Origin of the sequence: Steroidobacter agaridevorans, from assembly GCF_009932555.1 — a bacterium.
GTDB lineage: Bacteria > Pseudomonadota > Gammaproteobacteria > Steroidobacterales > Steroidobacteraceae > Steroidobacter > Steroidobacter agaridevorans.
Genome location: NZ_BLJO01000002.1, coordinates 428,052 through 446,126 on the forward strand (window position 1 = coordinate 428,052; position 18,075 = coordinate 446,126).

The window sequence follows — 18,075 nt, forward strand, 5'->3', positions numbered from 1 at the left end:
CCGACTCGCTCAGAACTTCGCCGTGACGTTGACGCCGACCGTCCGGAACGCGTCCGGGCTCATGATTCGATAGTAGCCGCCGGGATTCAATGTGCCCGAGGCGTACGGCGCATAGAAATGTTCGTCCAGCAGGTTGCGTGCATAGACACCGATGCGCCAGGCGCCATTGTCCTTGCCGAAGCCCAGGTTGGCGTTGAGGATGCCGTAGTCCTCGATGCGTGCCCGAGGATCGGCGATCGTCGCCTGTGCCTCGCTGCGCCACGACCAGTTCACGCTCGCATCGAAGGCGTATTCGCTGCCGATCGAATGCGTATAGGCGCCACGTAACAGATACGTCCACTCCGGCGCATTCGGCAGCTCCTCGCCCTCGTAGTTCGCTACTTGCAAGCCGCTGACCGGATCGACATAGCAACCCTGACCGACCACGCCCGATACCGGCTGCCCGGCATAGCATGCAGCGGAGTAGTCTTCGAACTTCGCATCGTTGTAGGTAACGGCGGCGGAAACATCGAAGCCCGGCGTGACGCGCACGGTCGATTCCAGCTCCACGCCGCGCGAGCGCATCAACCCTGCATTCGACAGCGCGAACGCGGGCGGAGAAACATTGAGATCGAGCGTCTGGGCCTGGAAGTCCTCGAAGTCCGACCAATACAACGCGGCGTTCAGCGTCATCCGGCCGTCCAGCAGCGTCGATTTCATGCCGGCTTCGTAGCTTTTCACCGTTTCGGGCTCGATTTCGCGCGCGATGCCGCCGGTGCCATCGATGGCCGGGCCCTTGTAGCCGGTGGCGTAAGTCACATACAGCATCAGGTCGGAGTTGGGTTGATACTGCAGGCCGACGCGGCCAGAAACATTCTCGTCGCTCACTTTGCCGTCATAGGGCAGCAGCACACCGAGCGGCACTGCCGGATACGGCAGCGGCGAGATCACCATCTTGCCTTCGACTTCATCGTGCGTGTATCGCAGACCCGCAATCAGCTTCAGCGTATCGGTGAAGTCGAAGCCGATCTGACCGAAGCCCGCGATGCTCTGATTCGAGCCGGTTTGATCGCGCCGGCCGCCGCCGAGCACGACCGGGCGGCCAAACAAGCCATAGTAGTTGCCGACCTGAGATGCCCAGCCACTGAGATCGGTGTCGAAGTAGTACGCGCCGATCACGTACTCGAAGCGTCGATCGGTCGGCGAAGTCAAACGCACTTCCTGCGTGAACTGACTGTTATCGACGCCGCCGTCGCTGTTGTTGAAAATATTCACCGGCGCAGCGTCGATGTCGCTGAGCTGCGTGGTCTGCACTTCACGATAGGCGCTGATCGAGGTCAGTGTGTGATCGCCGATCTGATACTCGAGCTTGAGCGAGCCGGCGTCCACCGAGGTATCGGCAGTCCAGTCGCCATCCTGATAGCTCTTGTACACGCCGTGACCCGGGCGCACATCGAACGAAGCGAACTGCGAGTTGAACAACGCGCTGGTGCCGAGCGACTCGATGGTATGAGCGTCGCGCGCGAAGCCTTCCTGATGCTCGCCACTGAGCAGCACGGACAGCCGGTCGGTCGCCCACCACAGCAATTTGGCTCGAACGCCGCTGTTCTCACGATCGCCGATGTCGCCGTCGCGACGCAGGTATGGAATGGCGCCATCCTGGGCCTGGTAATAACCCGATACGCGAAACGCAGCAGTTTCCCCGATCGGCAGATTCAGGTTGCCGCGAGCGATCTGCTCCTCGCGCTCGCCATATGAAAGACTCAGATCGCCCGAGAGGTCCTGCAGCTTCGGATCCTTGGTCACGATCTGGATCACACCGGCCGATGAGTTCTTGCCGAACAAGGTTCCCTGCGGGCCGCGCAACACCTCGACGCGCTCCACATCGCTGAAGCCGGTCGCGCCGGGATCGCGCGATGTGCCGATGACGACGCCATCGACCACCAGACCGACGGTCTGTTCGACGCCGCTATCGTAGGTTTGCGTGCCGACGCCACGGATTTGATATCCGCCGCCGTTCGAGACCGGGTTCGTGGAGGAGAATGTGACGTTGGGCGCGAGGTACTGCAGGTCCGTGACTTCGCGGAAGTTCGACTGCGCCAGCACGTCTCCCGACACTGCGGTGACCGCAACCGGCACGTCCTGGAGTCCCTCTTCGCGACGGGTCGCCGTCACGATGATGGTTTCGAGGCGGTACTGCTCTTGCGGCGCCGGCGCGGAGTCCTGAGCCAGAGCTGCATTCGAAGATATTGCCGCCGCGCTCGCCGCGGACAGGCACAGGGCCGCGCGCACCGATCTGGAAACTACCCCGCTCATGGTCTCCCCCTTTTGTAGTGTTGAGTGCCCGGCTCCGCCGCCGCGGAAGGCTCGTGACGGTTCCAGTCAATCATGACTAGTATTTCTAGTCAATACTGACCAGAAGTTGAGAGTGCCGCGGCGATTCGTTACATTCTGGCCATCAGGGGGAGCGGTGCATCCGATGAAGTCATTGCGTCATGCGGTCCTGGGGCTCGCGACCGTCGCGTTGTTTGCTATCTCAATCGCGGGTGAAGCCGCGCCTGTGTTGATGCCGGCGCCGGCGTCGATCAGTACGAATGCCGGACAACTCCCGCTCACTGGGACATGGTCGGTTGAGTGGTCGACGTGCAGCGGCCCTGTGTTGGAGCGTGCCTTCAAACGATTCGAACAGGATTATTTCCGCCGCACCGGCGTACCTGCCAGCAGCGAGAATGCGATAAGCGTTGCTGTTCAGTGCAACGCCGCCGACAGGGCAATCGAAGCGATGCAGGCGGAGGCGTACTCACTGACTGTCACGAACGATGGCGTGCGAATCGACGCCGACGGCCCAACCGGTGTGTTGCGAGCACTCGCGACCTTGCGACAACTGATCAGTCTGGACAGCGGCCAACCTCAACTGCCGTTTGTTTCGATCAACGACACGCCTCGCTTCACCTGGCGCGGCGTCATGCTCGATCCGGCGCGGCACTTCCTGAAAGTCGATACGTTAAAGCGTCAGATCGATGCGATGGAGCGCGTGAAGCTCAACGTGCTCCATCTGCATTTGAGCGATGACGAAGGCTTTCGCGTCGAGAGCAAGCGCTTCCCACGCCTGCACGAGGTGGCGAGCCACGGCGAGTTCTATACCCAAGACGAGATACGCGCGCTTCTCGCCTACGCTGCGGATCGTGGCGTGCTCATCGTTCCGGAATTCGATGTCCCCGGCCACACTCGTGCAATCGTCGCTGCCTATCCCAAGCTCGGTGCGACGGCCGCGAAAGCACGCCCACCCTTTCCTCCGGATGTCGCTCTGAATCCGTCATCGCCGGAGGTCTACCGTTTTCTCAACGAACTGATCGAGGAGATGTCGCAGCTATTTCCCGGTCCGTATCTGCACATTGGCGGGGATGAAGTCAGCGATGCGGTCTGGGCCGACAACGCCGAGATCAAAGCATGGATGCAGCGTGAGAAGCTCGGCTCGAAGCAGGATGTCGAAGGCTACTTCGCACGGCGAGTGATCGCGATGGTGCAACGGGCGGGGAAGACGCCGATCGGCTGGGAGGAGATCGCGACCACCGAGATCCCGACGGACACCATCGTTGAAAGCTGGCAGACCTCAAATGCCACGGCGGCGGCCACTGCAAAGGGTCATCGGACGATCGTGTCGGCTGGCTACTATCTGGATCTGCTGATGCCGGCGGACTTTCACTACGCAGTGGATCCGCTCGCCTCCTCCGCGGCCGGCTTCACACCCGCGGAGGCGGAGCGCGTTCGCAAACTCCATCCGCTGTTCGCGCAATTGCTTCCAGATGCAAAGGTCGCCAAGCCCATGCCACCGTTGACGGCTGACCAGGAACGCTTGGTGTTGGGCGGCGAGGCGCCGCTCTGGGGCGAGATCGTTACCGATGAAATGGTGGATCACCACTTGTGGCCGCGGGCTGCGGCGCTAGCTGAGCGCTTCTGGTCGCCTGCCACGGTTCGGGATGCCGCCGACATGTATCGCAGGCTCGCGGTCATTCACGATCAGCTTACGATCGGTGGACTGATGGGCGACAACACTCGCCGTCTCATGGCCTCGCGCATGGTTCCGGGCGATGCGGATCCCGTGCACACGCTACTCGATATCGTCACGCCCGTGAGAAACATGGCCCACGACCATCGCATCCTCGCGGCCGTCCGTGGCCAGCGAATCGTTCAACCTCTCAACGCTCTCGCCGACGCGGCGCCGGCAGACAGTTTGGTTGCGCAAGCTTTTGTGAGCTCGGCTCGACAGTACATTGGAGGAGATGCGTCGTTAGAGCCGGTGCTGCGAGCACAGCTCAGCACCTGGCGCGAGAATGATGCGCGCTTCACCGCCATCGCGCGCGGTAACGCGATGTTGGAGCCGGCGATTCCAACGTCGGCGAGCATCGCGTCCCTCGCCAAGGCGGCACTTCAGGCCATCGATGTTATTTCGAAACGCGTGGTCACGCAGGGTCAGTCGTGGGACGAGATCGAAAAAACCCTTGCCCAAGCCGAGGCTCACGATGCAGCTTCCCGTCTGCCTCTTGCCAGTTTTCTTGGCAAACATCCGCCCGCGGATCTCATCATTGCCCTCACACCGGGCATTCGCGCACTGGTCGACAAAGCGCGTAGCGTCGCTCCGCCTTCCGCTGCGATCGGAATGACAGATCAGCCCTGCCCGCCTTCGCTGCCAATGCCCGACTCCGTAAAGGAATTCAACGCGCTGTTTCTCGAACCCGGCACACCCAACGTTCTTCGCCTGCTGGCGCTGAGCAAACAGCCAGAGTTCGTGGCATACAACGACGCAAAGAAGCAGCGCGAAGCGCAAGACTGGGCGGGCCTGTGTCGCTATCGAGCGGACAATGCGGCCGTCATCGCCAGCAAACAACGACCCGATGTGGTCTTTCTCGGCGACTCCATCACCGAAAGCTGGGTGCCAGGCGACCCGACGTTGTTCTCGAGCGAACGGATCGGCCGAGGCATCAGCGGCCAGACGACAGCTCAGATGCTCGTACGCTTTCCGGCGGACGTGATCGCCCTGCGCCCACACGCCGTACACATCATGGCAGGCACAAATGATGTGGCCGGCAACGGAGGACCGACGAGCGAGCGCGCATTCCAGGACAACATTCAGGCAATGGTCGCTTTGGCTCGCGCCCACAACATTCGTGTCGTCCTGGCAAGCATTCTACCGGCGGCGAAGTTCAACTGGCGCCCGGAGGTTCAGCCGGCAAAGCAGATCGTCAAACTGAATGAGTGGCTGAGGACGTATGCGAAGCGAGAGGGTCTTCGATATGTTGACTACTACACTCCCCTCGCAACTGCGGACGGTGCACTCAAGCCCGGGCTCAGCATCGATGGCGTTCATCCGAACCGTGAGGGATATGCGGTAATGCGTGAGCTTGCGAAGTCCGTCAGGTTCCCGCAATAAGCTGCTTCGCCCGAGCAAACACCGCCTCGAACATCGCTTCGGTCAACCGCCGCGTGTTGGTGTTGTAGCGGCTGCAGTGGTACGAGTCGATCAACCACTGCCCTCCAGGAAGCTTGAACTCCGCGCCGTGCCCGAACTTATAGTCGCTCGCTCTCAGGCCGAGCGTGCGCAAGACGGCGTTGTGACCGATCGAGCCCAACGCTAGCAGCACGACATTCTTTGGCGCCGTCGCGAGCTCGGCTTGCAGGTAGTGATTGCAGGTCGTGATCTCGATCGGCAGCGGCTTGTTATCCGGCGGGACGCATTTCACTGCGTTGGAGATCCGGGCATCGATCAATTTCAAGCCGTCGTTGCGATGAACGGACTCCGGCTGGCTCGCGAAGCCGAACTTGTGCAGCGTTTGATAGAGCAGCACACCGGCGTAGTCACCCGTGAACGGGCGCCCTGTCGCGTTCGCGCCGTGAAAGCCGGGCGCGAGGCCGATGATGATCAGGTGCGCCTTGCGATCGCCAAAGGGTGCGACCGGCGCGCAGTAGTAGTCGGGATATTGCTTGCGCCCCTCCTCCAGAAATTCCGCCAGGCGTGGGCAATCGGTGCAGGTACGGTCGAAAACTTCGCCGTCCGAAGGCCACAGGCCATTGCCCGGCTTGTCGTCGGTCAGCGCGAGCTGTTTGAGCGGCGCGCTCTTGTGAGTGCGGGGAATCGAGATCGGCTCGGCACGTTTTGCCGAGGTTTTAGCGGGCTTCGCGGGAGATTTGCGGGCGGATGGCTTGCTCATCCGCCCATTGTACTTGGCCTGGGCGCCGCGGAGGTCAGCTCGCCTTGCGGCGACGGACCAAACCGCTGCCGAGCAGCCCGATGCCGAACAGCGCCAGCGTGCCAGGCTCGGGAACGTTCGCCGTGGAAACGGTGAGCGAGTTGATCGAAAAATCCGTGTCCGAAATCGTGAGGGTCGAGCACCCAGTGTCGTCGCAGTACATCCGTTCCTGTGTGTAATACGCACGGGGCAGCAATCCCGTGAGCAGCGGTAGCACGTCCAGCGGCTGTAAGCCGTTGCTCAGATCGACCAGATCCAGGGGATTCGCCGGATCGGTCCATTGCAACCCAAACTGGCGATACTGATATTCCCCGGGCGCCGGGCGCGGGCCGCCGAGTGCCTCGTTATACCAATACTCCATGGAGACATCCGACACGTCGAAGAGATCCGGACCGGCCCCTGGCACACCACTGCTGTCAATGCCCCAAAGATGGCCCGTGTCCCCGGAATAGGCGCCGACGTCGTACATGACGCCACCGATGAACAACTCGCTGGTGATTTGCTCAGGGGGATCGAAGAGGTAATCCAGGAGGGACTGCGACGAGCCAAACTGATTGGTGTACGTGCGTACCGCCAAGCCATCGGTCTCGACGACGATGCGACCGGTGACGGTCTGCCCACTGAGCGAGTAGTCCAGAGCGAGGAGGTTTCCGACAGCGTCGTGGATTCGCGTTTCCCCCACCGTCCCCGCGAATTCGAACACGATCGGCACGGCTTGCGCCGCTCCCGCGGCCAGGCCAAGACTTGCGGCGAGCGCCGCGCGAGCGAGAACTGAGTGTGTACCGTTCATCCAACGCTCCTGTCCGTAGGTCATTAGAAGGAGCGGAGTCTATCGAGACGAAACAGGTAACAGAAGCACACTCGACATAAAGGTGAGTGTGCACGTTTGTTTGTAAATTTATTCGACGCGAGGTCTGCAGGCTTCCCTCCACTTCCTGCTCTCTCTGTGGCCTAGAGCGGGAGGGAAGCCGCAGTGGATCAAATCATCAAGACGCTTTGTGGAACTGCTCTTCTTCCGTGGAGCCCTTCATCGCCGTCACTGACGACTGGCCAGCCGTGACCGTCTGGGTCACGTCATCGAAGTAGCCCGCGCCCACTTCGCGCTGATGCTTGGTGGCGGTGTAGCCATCCTTCTCCGACGCGAACTCCTGCTCCTGCAGTTGCACGTACGCCGCCATCTGCGTTGCCTTGTAGCCCCTGGCGAGCTGGAACATCGAGTAGTTCAGTGCGTGGAAGCCGGCCAGCGTGATGAACTGGAACTTGTAGCCCATCGCGCCGAGCTCGCGCTGGAACTTCGCGATCGTGGCGTCGTCGAGCTTCTTCTTCCAGTTGAACGACGGCGAGCAGTTATACGACAGCAGCTTGCCGGGGAAGTGCTTGTGGATGCCCTCGGCGAACAGCTTCGCTTCGTGCAGATCGGGCTTGCCGGTCTCGCACCAGATCATGTCGCAGTAAGGCGCGTACGCGAGGCCGCGGGCGATCGCCTGCTCGAGGCCGGCGTTCACGTAGAAGAAGCCTTCGCTGGTGCGCTCCTTCGACTTGATGAACGGACGATCGCGCTCGTCCACATCCGCCGTCAGCAGGTTCGCCGATTCGGCATCGGTGCGAGCGACGAGCACGGTCGGCACGCCGGCTGTATCGGCGGCAAGGCGCGCGGAGACCAGCTTGCTGATCGCTTCAGCCGTCGGCACCAGCACCTTGCCACCCATGTGACCGCACTTCTTCGCCGACGACAGCTGATCTTCGAAGTGCACGCCGGCGGCGCCCGCTTCGATCATGGCCTTCATGAGCTCGAACGCATTCAGCACGCCACCGAAACCGGCTTCGGCGTCGGCGACGATGGGCTTGAGCCAGTCGACCGACTTATCGCCTTCCGCCGTCGTGATCTGATCGGCACGCACCAGCGTGTTGTTGATGCGCTTGACGACCTGCGGCACCGAGTTCGCGGGATACAGCGACTGGTCCGGATACATTTCACCCGCGAGGTTCGCGTCACCGGCGACCTGCCAGCCCGACAGATAGATCGCGTCCAGGCCCGCCTTCACCTGCTGCATGGCCTGATTGCCCGTCAGCGCGCCGAGCGCGTTGACGAACGGCTTTTCATTCACGTACTTCCAGAGCTTCTCGGCGCCCAAGCGAGCCAGCGAGTGCTCGATGTGCACGGAGCCGCGCAGACGCACCACATCCTCGGCTTTGTAGGGGCGCTCGACTCCCTTCCAGCGCGGGTTGGTTTCCCAGTCTTTGCGAAGTTGTTCGGCGGAAGGGAGTGTCATAGGAACCTCGATGTGAGAACAATTAATGAATGACCCGGTAGGCGGGCAAAGTAATGAAGGTTTCGAATTCCGGCGCCGTCGTGATCTCATCGATCAACGCAGCCGCGCGCTCGAAGTTGCCTGCGGCGAAGGCTTTTTCTCCCACCGCGGCGCGCAACTTGCCCAGCTCTTCCCGCGTGATCGCACGAAACAACTCGGCCGTGACCTTGCGCCCGTCCTCGAGCACGCCGCCAGGATGTTTGATCCACTGCCAGATCTGCGCGCGAGAAATTTCCGCAGTCGCTGCGTCTTCCATTAAGTTGTTGATGGGCACGCAACCCAACCCCCCGAGCCATGCAGCGAGATATTGAATCGACACGCTCACGTTGCCGCGTAACCCGGCTTCGGTGATCGTGCCCTGCGGAATCTGCAACAAATCTTTGGCGGTAACGTCGACGTCCGGAATCTTGCCGAGCTGATTCGGGGTCGGCATCAAGCGGTCGAACACTTCCATCGCCACCGCCACGAGGCCCGGATGCGCGACCCACGTGCCGTCGTGCCCGTCGCCTGCCTCGCGCTCCTTGTCGGCGCGCACCTTGGCGATGGCTTCTTCATTCGCTTTGGGATCGTTCTTGATCGGAATCTGCGCCGCCATGCCGCCCATGGCAAACGCGCCGCGGCGATGGCAAGTGCGGATTGCAAGCTTCGAATACGAGCGCAGGAAGTGCGTGGTCATCGTCACCTGCTGCCGATCCGGCAGCACGAAATCGGGCCGATGCGCGAACTTCTTGATGAAGCTGAAAATGTAGTCCCAGCGGCCGCAGTTGAGCGCGACGATGAAGGCCTTCAGCTCGAACAGGATCTCGTCCATCTCGAATGCTGCGAGAATGGTCTCGATCAGCACGGTCACCTTGATGGTCTGCGAGGCGAGGCCGAGCTTGTCTTCGGCGTAGCGGAACACATCGGCCCACAGACGCGCTTCGAGATGACTCTCGAGCTTCGGCAAATAGAAATACGGACCGGTGCCACGCGCCTGCAACGCGGCGTGGTTATGGAACAGATACAGGCCGAAGTCGACAAACGCCCCCGGCGCGCGGCGCCCGTCCACATAGATATGTTTCTCGAACAGGTGCCAGCCGCGGGGCCGCACGATCAGCGTCGCGATCTGCGGATTGAGCTTGTACTGCTTGCCATCGGGATTGGTGAAGGAGATCGAGCGGTTCACCGCATCGCGCAGATTGATCTGACCCTGCACGACGTTGTCCCAGGTCGGGGTCATCGAGTCTTCGCAGTCGGCCATGAAGACTTTCGCGCCCGAGTTGAGCGCATTGATGATCATCTTGCGATCGGTCGGACCCGTGATCTCGACGCGACGGTCCTGCAGATCGGCCGGAATCGAAGTCACGCGCCAATTGCCTTCGCGAACGCTGCGCGTCTCGGCAAGGAAGTCCGGCAAAGCGCCGCTATCCAGCTGACGCTGACGAGCGGCGCGCGCATCGAGAAGAGCGGTCACGCGATCTCCGAAGCGTCGCGTCAGGTCGGCGACGAACTCCAGCGCGGCGGGGGTCAGAATCGAGTCGTACCCGGGCTGCATCGCCCCACGGATCTCGATGCCCATCGTCGGGTTCACCGCCGGATTGGTCGCCATTGCCTCTCCCCACTTGCGAAAGTGAGAGAACCTTAGCGATTTCCTGCCTGTGGGTAAAATATATGGTGAGTTAGAAACCGATATCTGATACATATCTCAACATGGAACTGAGACATTTGCGCTACTTCATTGCTGTAGCTGAAGAAAAGCACATGACCCGAGCGGCCGAACGGCTCGGCATTCAGCAGCCTCCGCTCTCCATGCAGATCCGGGCGTTGGAACAGGAGCTGGACGCCCAGCTATTCCGCCGCCAGCCGCGCGGGGTCGAATTGACCGATGCCGGCCTGGCCTTCTTCGATCGGGCCCGCGCCATCCTGGATCAGGTGGATCGGGCGGTCGCGACCACCCGGCGAACGGCCCGCGGTGAAGAAGGTCGAGTGGTCGTGGGCTTCACCAGTTCGGCGCCCTTTCATCCGTTTGTGCCCCGGGTGTTGCGGGCTTTCCGTGAAGCCGCTCCGCTGGTGTCTCTGGTGCTCGAGGAAAGTGGCAGTAGCGAGCTTGTGCAGGGACTGCACAACGAAGAGATCGACGCGGCGTTCATTCGCTCGCCGGTGGCCGACGTCGTCGGGCTCACCGTGCGACCGTTGTTGGAAGAGAAAATGCTCGTCGCCTTGCCGACCGGTCACATCTTCGCTCGCCGCAGCAGTTTCAGTCGCAGCGTGCTGCTGCCGCTGGCCGAGCTCGCTAAAGAAACATTCGTGCTGTACAAGCGGCCCGGCGGCCCAGGCCTGTACGACACCATCATCGCCGCGTGCAAAAGCGCCGGCTTCAGTCCACGCGTCGGTCAGGAAGCGCCGCGAATCATTTCGACGTTGAATCTCGTGGCCGCCGGCATCGGCGTGTCGATCGTGCCTGCCTCGTTGCAGCGATTGCAGATGGATGGCATCGTCTATCGCAAGCTCGAAGACATGCCGCAGCTGACCGCGCCGCTGATTCTCGCTTGCCGTCATGGCGAAAACGCCGCCGCCGTGCAACGCTTCCTCGATCTGGTGCGCACCAGCGCCGAAAGTATTTGATCGTCCGATGGATTCGCCCGCCCTGCTGCTGCTCAACAAGCCGTTTCGCGTGCTCACTCAGTTCACGAGCGAGGACGGCAAAGCCACGTTGCGCGATTTCGTACACGCGCCCGGCATGCGGCCGGCCGGGCGACTCGACTACGACAGCGAAGGCTTGGTCCTGCTGACCGACTCCGGAGCGTTACAAACAAAGCTCGCCGACCCGCGCTGGAAACAAGAGAAGACTTACTTCGTGCAGGTGGAAGGCGAGATCAACGATGACGCCCTCGCCCAGCTGCGTCGTGGCGTGAAGTTGAATGATGGAGTCACGCTGCCGGCCGGCGCCGAGCGCATGGATGAGCCCGAATGGCTCTGGCCGCGCGATCCGCCGATCCGGTTTCGCAAAGCCATTCCAACGAGCTGGTTGAAGCTCACGATTCGCGAAGGTCGCAATCGCCAGGTGCGTCGCATGACGGCGGCCGTGAACTTGCCGACGCTGCGATTGATTCGTTGGTCGGTGGGACCGTGGACGCTGCAAGGACTCGCACCCGGCGAGTCCCGCGCGATCGATCCGAAAGAGATCGCAGCTTTCATGAAGCCCGCGGCTGGATCGACACGATCCAGCGGACGACGCAGATAGTCGACTTACGTCCCCGTATCGACCAGCCTCTTCTCGCGCATCACGACGATGAACACGCCGATCAGCGTCACGGCGCCACCGATCAGCATGCGCGTCGTCAACTGATCGTTCAGCAGAGTAACGCCGAAGAAAATACCGAACAGCGGCGACAGCAGCGTGATCGGCGACAGGCTGGTCACCGGATATTTGCTGACCAGGTAGTACCACGCTGTGTGCGCCAGCAAGCTACTCATCAAGGTCGTGAACGCCAAAGCCGTCCAGGCCTTCCAATCGGCCGCCTGAATGGCTTCCCACTGACCTTGCTCGAACAGCAGGCTGAGCAGCATCAGCATCGAACCGCCGGCAACCGCGATCCACGCCTGCAATTGCAGCGCTTTGATGTTGTGTAAGCGCTTCACGAAGATCAAACCGAGCGAGGCGAAGAACGTCGATGCGACCACCAGCGCCAATCCTTCCCAGTACGCGAACACGCGCGGATCGAAGCTGATGATCAACATGCCGCCGAACGCGAGTGCGATGCCCAGCGTACGACGCCACCGAATGGTCTCGCCCAGCAGCCAGATCGATAGCAGTGTCGAGATCGGCACGCCCATCTGACTGGCGATCGCGACGGTCGCCGCATCTTCGGCGTAGTACACGCCGAGGAACAGCAACGAGAACGCCGCCGGCCCGGTCAGCATCGCGGCCAGGAACAAATTACCCATCTGGCCGCGATGGATTTTCAATAACGGCAACAGAAACAGCGCCAACGATCCAAAGCGCAGCGCCGTGAACAGAATGGGCGGAAATTGCGCGACGCCGATTTTGGACGCAATTAGGTTCAAGCCCCACACCAGGTTCATCAGAACCAGCAGGACCAGGTGCCGGGGCGAGATCGAGGTGGCGTCGGCGACGCCGGTGGTGGAACTTGCAACCATCAATCAACGCACATATCGCTGCTTGAGGAATGCATATAACGCACGAACCGTCTGCGGTTCCGCGCCCACCGGCCGGCCCGGGCGTTCCTTGCCATTCCATGCATACAGATCGATGTGCACCCAGGCGCGGGCATTGCTCACGAAGCGGCGCAGGAACAAGCCCGCGATGATGGAGCCCGAGAAGCCCGAAGTGGATACGTTGTTCACGTCGGCTATTTTGCTCGACAGCTCATCGTCGTAACCCGCCCACAAAGGCAGTCGCCACAGCGGATCGGATTCGGCGGCGGCCGCGCGTAACAGTTCTTCGGCCGCCGAGTCGTCGTTGCTGTACAACGCCGGCAATTCCGGCCCGAGCGCCACTCGCGCCGCGCCCGTCAATGTCGCCGTATCGATCAGCAGGTCCGGTTGCTCTTCATCGGCGAGCGTCAATGCGTCGCATAGAATCAATCGCCCTTCGGCATCCGTGTTGCCGACTTCCACCGTCAGGCCTTTGCGCGTGCCCAACACGTCGCCAGGACGGAACGCATTGCCCGCGATCGAGTTCTCGACCATCGGCAGGATCACGCGCAATCGCACCGGCAGCTTCGCATCCATGATGGTCTGCGCCAGCGCCAGCGCGACCGCGGCGCCGCCCATGTCTTTTTTCATCAGCAACATCGAAGCGCCCGGCTTGATGTCGAGGCCGCCGGTGTCGAAACAGACGCCCTTGCCGACCAAAGTCACTTTCGGCTTCGAGGCATCGCCCCATTCGATATCGACCAGTCTCGGCGCGACGGCCGCCGCACGGCCGACCGCGTGCACGGCGGGCAATCGTTCTTTCAGCAAGTCATCGCCGATGATGACCCGATGGCGCGCTCCATAACGGCGAGCGACTTCCACGGCCGCCTGCGCCAGCGCTTCGGGCGACATGTCGTTGGCGGGCGTATTGATCAGATCGCGCGCGAGCGAGCTCGCGGACTTCAATCTTTCCACCTCGGAGGCATCCGCTCCCTCAGGCAGGCGCAACTGAACAGAGCGTTGCGGGCCGCCGCGCTTGTAACGTTCGAAGCGATATTGTCCGTACGCCCAGCCGGCGGCGAACTGAGTCGCAGCGCGTGCCGGCAACGAGGTCGCGAGATGATACTGGCCGTCTGGCAGCCGATCGGCCAGGCCCGCACCGATCCAGTAGCTCTGCTCTTCGCGCGGGTTCTGCTTGCCGACGCCGACGATGGCGGCCACCGGCCGGCCCTGCGGGCCCGGCAGCAACAGCACTTTGTTTCGTTCCGCCTTGAAGCTGTGAGTCGCGGCCCAGTTGCGCACCGGCTCGTCTTGAGCTGTCCGCCACTGCTCGAACTCATCTTCGTGGAGCAGGTGCAAAGGAATGGAAATGGTGGTCACGACGGTGCCGATCGATAGCGGGTGAGCTTTGTTCACAGGCTGGTCACAGCGTGACGCAGCGCTCACAAGAGTAGCGCAGCTTGACAAGTTACGCAGCCGTATGGTGCCATTTGCAGGCTTTAACGCATCAATTCAGACGCACGCACCGTTTTTACCGTCGTTACAAGTTAGGCCATGCCCGCTGTCACACACGCCTCCGCCGAGATTGTCGGCCTCGCAACGATCGCCACGATCGTTGTAGTAGAGCGTGTAGTCGTCTCCGGCCTGCTGCGGCGGGTCGAGTGCGGGACCGGCGTCTGATCACCACAGGATAGAGATTCGCCACACGAACCCCGCACCGGCCAGCCCGAGGCGGGGTTCGCTCGTTTTTGAGATACAGATTTCTTTCAACACACACACGCTTTTTAGCTTGTTTTATTCGGAGAGCGACATGCCGCAGATCTACTCGCAGAAGGACGTTAACAAGAAGGCCTTGGCCAAGGCCCGTATCGCCATCCTCGGCTATGGCAGCCAGGGTCGTGCGCATGCGCTCAACCTGAAGGACAGCGGCTATGACGTCGTCGTCGGCGTACGCAAGTCCGGCGAAAGCTTCGCCAAGGCGAAGAAGGACGGCCTGGAAGTGGCCGAGCCGACCGAGGCCGTGAAGAACGCCGACCTGATCGCCTTCCTCACGCCGGATCTGACCCAGAAAGATCTGTACAAGGACGTGATCGGCAACATCAAACAGGGCGCCACCATCCTGTTCGCCCACGGCTTCAACATCCACTTCAAGCAGATCAAGCCGCGTAAGGATCTGAACGTGGTGCTGATCGCGCCGAAGGGCCCGGGCGGCCTGGTGCGTCGTCAGTATCAGCAGGGTCGCGGCGTGCCGTCGCTGCTGGCTGTGTATCAGGACGTGAACAAGCAGGCGAAAGCCATTGCCCTCGCCTACGCCGATGGCATCGGCGGCACTCGCGGCGGCGTGTTGACCACGACCTTCGCCGAAGAAACCGAGACCGATCTGTTCGGCGAACAGGCGGTGCTGTGCGGCGGCGCGACCGAGCTGGTCGTGAAGGGCTTCGAAACGCTGGTGGAAGCCGGCTACCAGCCTGAAGTCGCCTACTACGAGTGCTTGCACGAGCTGAAGCTGATCGTCGACCTGCTGCACGAAGGCGGCCTGACCAAGATGCATCAGTTCATTTCCGAGACCGCCAAGTACGGCGATCTGACGCGCGGCCCGCGCGTGGTCAACAAGTCGACCAAGAAGGAAATGAAGAAGATCCTCACGGAAATTCAGGACGGCAAGTTCGCGCGTCAGTGGATCGCCGAGAACAAGGGCGGCCGCAAGAAGTACAACAAGATGATGAAGGCCGACTTCAACCACAAGATCGAGAAGGTCGGCGCCAAGCTGCGCGAGCGCATGCCTTGGTTGCAGGAAGAGAAAGCGTAATTTTTCGAACGTTCGTCTCTGGAAACGGCGCCTTCGGGCGCCGTTTTCGGCTGCGGACCTCGCCACAGGAGAACCCGACGATGCCCATCAATGCAGCGAAACACATCTGGTACAACGGCAAGCTCGTGCCCTGGGAAAAAGCCACAGTACACGTACTGGCCCACGCGCTGCATTACGGCTCGACGGTATTCGAAGGCGAGCGCGCTTATCCGACGCCGAACGGCCCGGTGATTTTTCGTTTGAAGGATCACACCCGGCGGCTGTTCGACTCGGCGAAGATCTATTCCATCGAGATCCCCTACACGCCCGAGCAGATCAGCGCGGCGTGCAAGGAGATCATCAACGCCAACGGCCTCACCCAGGGTGCGTACCTGCGGCCGTTCGCGTTTCGCAGCTACGGCGAAATCGGCGTCGCGCCGAAGATTTCCCCACCCATCGACACCGTGGTCGCGGCCTTCGAATGGGGCTCGTATCTCGGCTCCGAAGGGTTGGAGAACGGCGTCGATGTGATGGTGTCGTCATGGCAGCGCCTGGCGCCGAACACGATTCCGGCGCTGGGCAAGGCCGCTGGCAACTACCTCTCGAGCCAGCTGATCAGCATGGAAGCGAAGCGGCTTGGTTTTGCCGAAGGCATCGGCCTCGGCGTCGACGGCACGGTGAGCGAAGGCGCCGGCGAGAATCTGTTCGTGATCCGCGATGGCGTGATTTACACGCCGGGTCTCGCGAACTCGATTCTCCAGGGCATCACGCGCGACAGCATCATCACGCTGGCGCGTGCCCATGGGTTCGAAGTCCGAGAACAACCCCTGCCGCGTGAATTCCTCTACCTCGCGGACGAGATCTTCATGACCGGCACGGCGGCTGAGATCACGCCGGTACGCTCGGTGGACAAGATCACCGTCGGCGCCGGCAAGCGCGGCCCGATCACCGAAGCGCTCCAGACGGCCTTCTTCGGTTTGTTCACGGGCAAGACCGCGGACAAATGGGGCTGGCTGGAGCTTTGCGAGGACGGTTCCAAGCAGGCGGTAGGCGCCTAAGCGTTTGATTCGGAGGGGCGCCGCTGCAATGGCGGCGCTCCATCTCCGCTGACGATGGCCCCTTCGGCAATCGTCAGCCCTGCTCACACCCCGCCCTGGCATCCTTGCAGCTTCACCATTTCCGTCAAATGGTCTAGCTCCATGTCCGCCAAGACCCTGTTCGAAAAAGTCTGGGAACAGCACCAGGTCGTGCCCGAATCCGCCGACACGCCGGCGGTGCTGTACATCGATCTGCACCTCGTTCACGAGGTCACCTCGCCCCAAGCTTTCTCCGTGCTGCGTGCCGAAAACCTGAAAGTGCGTCGGCCCGATCGCGTGCTGGCGACCATGGATCACTCCACGCCCACCGATCCCGATGAAGTGTTCGGTCGCGTGCCGATCAAGGTCGAATCCGCCGCGCGTCAGGTGAAGGAGCTCGAGAAGAACTGCCGCGAGTTCGGCATCGAGCTGCATGGCCTCGATCGAGACACTCGCGGCATCGTGCACGTGATCGGCCCCGAGCTGGGCGCGACTCAGCCCGGTAAGACCATCGTGTGCGGCGACAGCCACACGGCCACGCACGGTGCGTTCGGCGCCCTCGCCTTCGGCATCGGCACCACGGAAGTGGGCCACGTGCTCGCGACGCAATGTTTGTTACAGCGCCGCCCGAAGACGCTCGCCATCGAAGTCACTGGCAAGCTGCGTCCCGGTGTAACCGCGAAAGATCTCATCCTCGCCATCATCGGCGAGATCGGCGTGTCCGGCGGCACCGGCTACGTCATCGAGTATCGCGGCTCGGCCATCGAAGCTTTGTCGATGGAAGAGCGCATGACCGTTTGCAACATGTCCATCGAAGCCGGTGCGCGCGCCGGCATGATCGCGCCGGACGAAACAACGTTCGCGTATTTGAAGGGCCGTCGCTTCGCGCCCCAAGGCAAAGCCTGGGACGAAGCTGTCGCGCGCTGGCGCGAATTGAAGAGCGATCCCGGGGCGAAGTTCGATCGTGTCGTCAGCATCGACGCAAGCAAGCTCGAGCCCATGATCAGCTACGGCACGCATCCGGGCATGGTCGTTCCCATCAGCGGCAAAGTGCCCGATGTCGCCAACGATCCCGTGCATGCGAAGGCGCTGAACTACATGGGCCTGAACGGCGGTGAGCCGATGGTCGGCAAACCGATCCAGGTGGTGTTCATCGGCAGCTGCACGAACGGGCGCCTGTCGGATCTCGAGCTCGCAGCGGGCGTGCTGAAAGGCCGCAAGGTCGCAAGCGGCGTTCGCATGCTCGTGGTGCCGGGCTCACAACAGGTGAAGCGCGAAGCCGAGCGTCTCGGTCTCGACAAGATCTTTACCGACGCCGGCGCGCAATGGCGTGAGTCCGGTTGCTCGATGTGCATCGGCATGAATGGCGACACCGCCGCTCGTGGTGAGTACGCCGTGAGCACGAGCAATCGCAACTTCGAAGGTCGTCAAGGCGCGGGCGCACGCACGTTGCTCGCAAGCCCCGCGACAGCAGCTGCCGCAGCGATCGCCGGCAAGATCGCCGATCCTCGCGCCTATCTCCCTCACTGAGCGCC

Annotated in this window: 13 protein-coding genes; 6 read left to right on the plus strand and 7 right to left on the minus strand. The window is 61.9% G+C overall.

Features of this window, described 5'->3' with window-relative positions; genetic code table 11:
- Nucleotides 1-9 precede the first annotated feature (9 nt).
- Nucleotides 10-2,295, minus strand: coding sequence for a TonB-dependent receptor (locus GYH35_RS08745; protein WP_161814944.1), 2,286 nt, complete (start codon nt 2,293-2,295; stop codon nt 10-12).
- Between the two features lie 163 nt (nt 2,296-2,458).
- Between GYH35_RS08745 and GYH35_RS08750 the strand changes: the two genes are divergently transcribed.
- On the plus strand, nt 2,459-5,410 hold the full coding sequence (locus GYH35_RS08750; protein ID WP_161814943.1) for a family 20 glycosylhydrolase: 2,952 nt from the start codon (nt 2,459-2,461) through the stop codon (nt 5,408-5,410).
- On the opposite strand, the gene GYH35_RS08755 is transcribed toward GYH35_RS08750, so the two are convergent.
- The 4 genes from GYH35_RS08755 to aceB all read right to left on the minus strand — a co-directional run bounded on the left by GYH35_RS08755 (nt 5,394) and on the right by aceB (nt 10,127).
- On the minus strand, nt 5,394-6,044 hold the full coding sequence (locus GYH35_RS08755; protein WP_407700202.1) for a uracil-DNA glycosylase: 651 nt from the start codon (nt 6,042-6,044) through the stop codon (nt 5,394-5,396). The two genes, GYH35_RS08750 and GYH35_RS08755, sit on opposite strands and share 17 nt — an antisense overlap.
- Nucleotides 6,045-6,222: 178 nt before the next feature.
- Complete coding sequence (locus GYH35_RS34555) at nt 6,223-7,017, minus strand: PEP-CTERM sorting domain-containing protein (protein ID WP_202624174.1); 795 nt, start codon at nt 7,015-7,017, stop codon at nt 6,223-6,225.
- Between the two features lie 196 nt (nt 7,018-7,213).
- Nucleotides 7,214-8,500, minus strand: a complete 1,287-nt coding sequence (gene aceA, locus GYH35_RS08765; protein WP_161814941.1) for an isocitrate lyase — start codon at nt 8,498-8,500, stop codon at nt 7,214-7,216.
- A gap of 22 nt (nt 8,501-8,522) precedes the next feature.
- Complete coding sequence (gene aceB, locus GYH35_RS08770) at nt 8,523-10,127, minus strand: malate synthase A (RefSeq protein WP_161828196.1); 1,605 nt, start codon at nt 10,125-10,127, stop codon at nt 8,523-8,525.
- Nucleotides 10,128-10,228: 101 nt separating this feature from the next.
- Between aceB and GYH35_RS08775 the strand changes: the two genes are divergently transcribed.
- Nucleotides 10,229-11,143 carry a LysR substrate-binding domain-containing protein gene (locus GYH35_RS08775; protein WP_161814939.1) on the plus strand — a complete coding sequence of 305 codons (915 nt, stop codon included), beginning with the start codon at nt 10,229-10,231 and terminating at the stop codon, nt 11,141-11,143.
- Nucleotides 11,076-11,762, plus strand: a complete 687-nt coding sequence (locus GYH35_RS08780) for a pseudouridine synthase (RefSeq protein ID WP_407700195.1) — start codon at nt 11,076-11,078, stop codon at nt 11,760-11,762. Before GYH35_RS08775 ends, GYH35_RS08780 begins: the two co-directional genes overlap by 68 nt.
- Nucleotides 11,763-11,767: 5 nt before the next feature.
- On the opposite strand, the gene GYH35_RS08785 is transcribed toward GYH35_RS08780, so the two are convergent.
- Both GYH35_RS08785 and GYH35_RS08790 read right to left on the minus strand, forming a co-directional pair.
- Nucleotides 11,768-12,679, minus strand: coding sequence for a DMT family transporter (locus tag GYH35_RS08785; protein ID WP_161814937.1), 912 nt, complete (start codon nt 12,677-12,679; stop codon nt 11,768-11,770).
- A gap of 3 nt (nt 12,680-12,682) precedes the next feature.
- A complete protein-coding gene (locus GYH35_RS08790) occupies nt 12,683-14,092 on the minus strand; it encodes a leucyl aminopeptidase family protein (RefSeq protein WP_202624175.1) in 1,410 nt (469 codons plus the stop codon).
- Between the two features lie 394 nt (nt 14,093-14,486).
- On the opposite strand from GYH35_RS08790, the gene ilvC reads away from it, so the two are divergent.
- The 3 genes from ilvC (at nt 14,487) to leuC (ending at nt 18,070) form a co-directional block, all read left to right on the plus strand.
- Nucleotides 14,487-15,485, plus strand: coding sequence for a ketol-acid reductoisomerase (ilvC, locus tag GYH35_RS08795; protein WP_161814936.1), 999 nt, complete (start codon nt 14,487-14,489; stop codon nt 15,483-15,485).
- A gap of 80 nt (nt 15,486-15,565) precedes the next feature.
- Complete coding sequence (locus GYH35_RS08800) at nt 15,566-16,522, plus strand: branched-chain amino acid transaminase (protein ID WP_161828198.1); 957 nt, start codon at nt 15,566-15,568, stop codon at nt 16,520-16,522.
- 141 nt (nt 16,523-16,663) lie between these two features.
- Nucleotides 16,664-18,070, plus strand: coding sequence for a 3-isopropylmalate dehydratase large subunit (gene leuC, locus GYH35_RS08805; protein ID WP_161814934.1), 1,407 nt, complete (start codon nt 16,664-16,666; stop codon nt 18,068-18,070).
- Nucleotides 18,071-18,075: the final 5 nt, after the last annotated feature.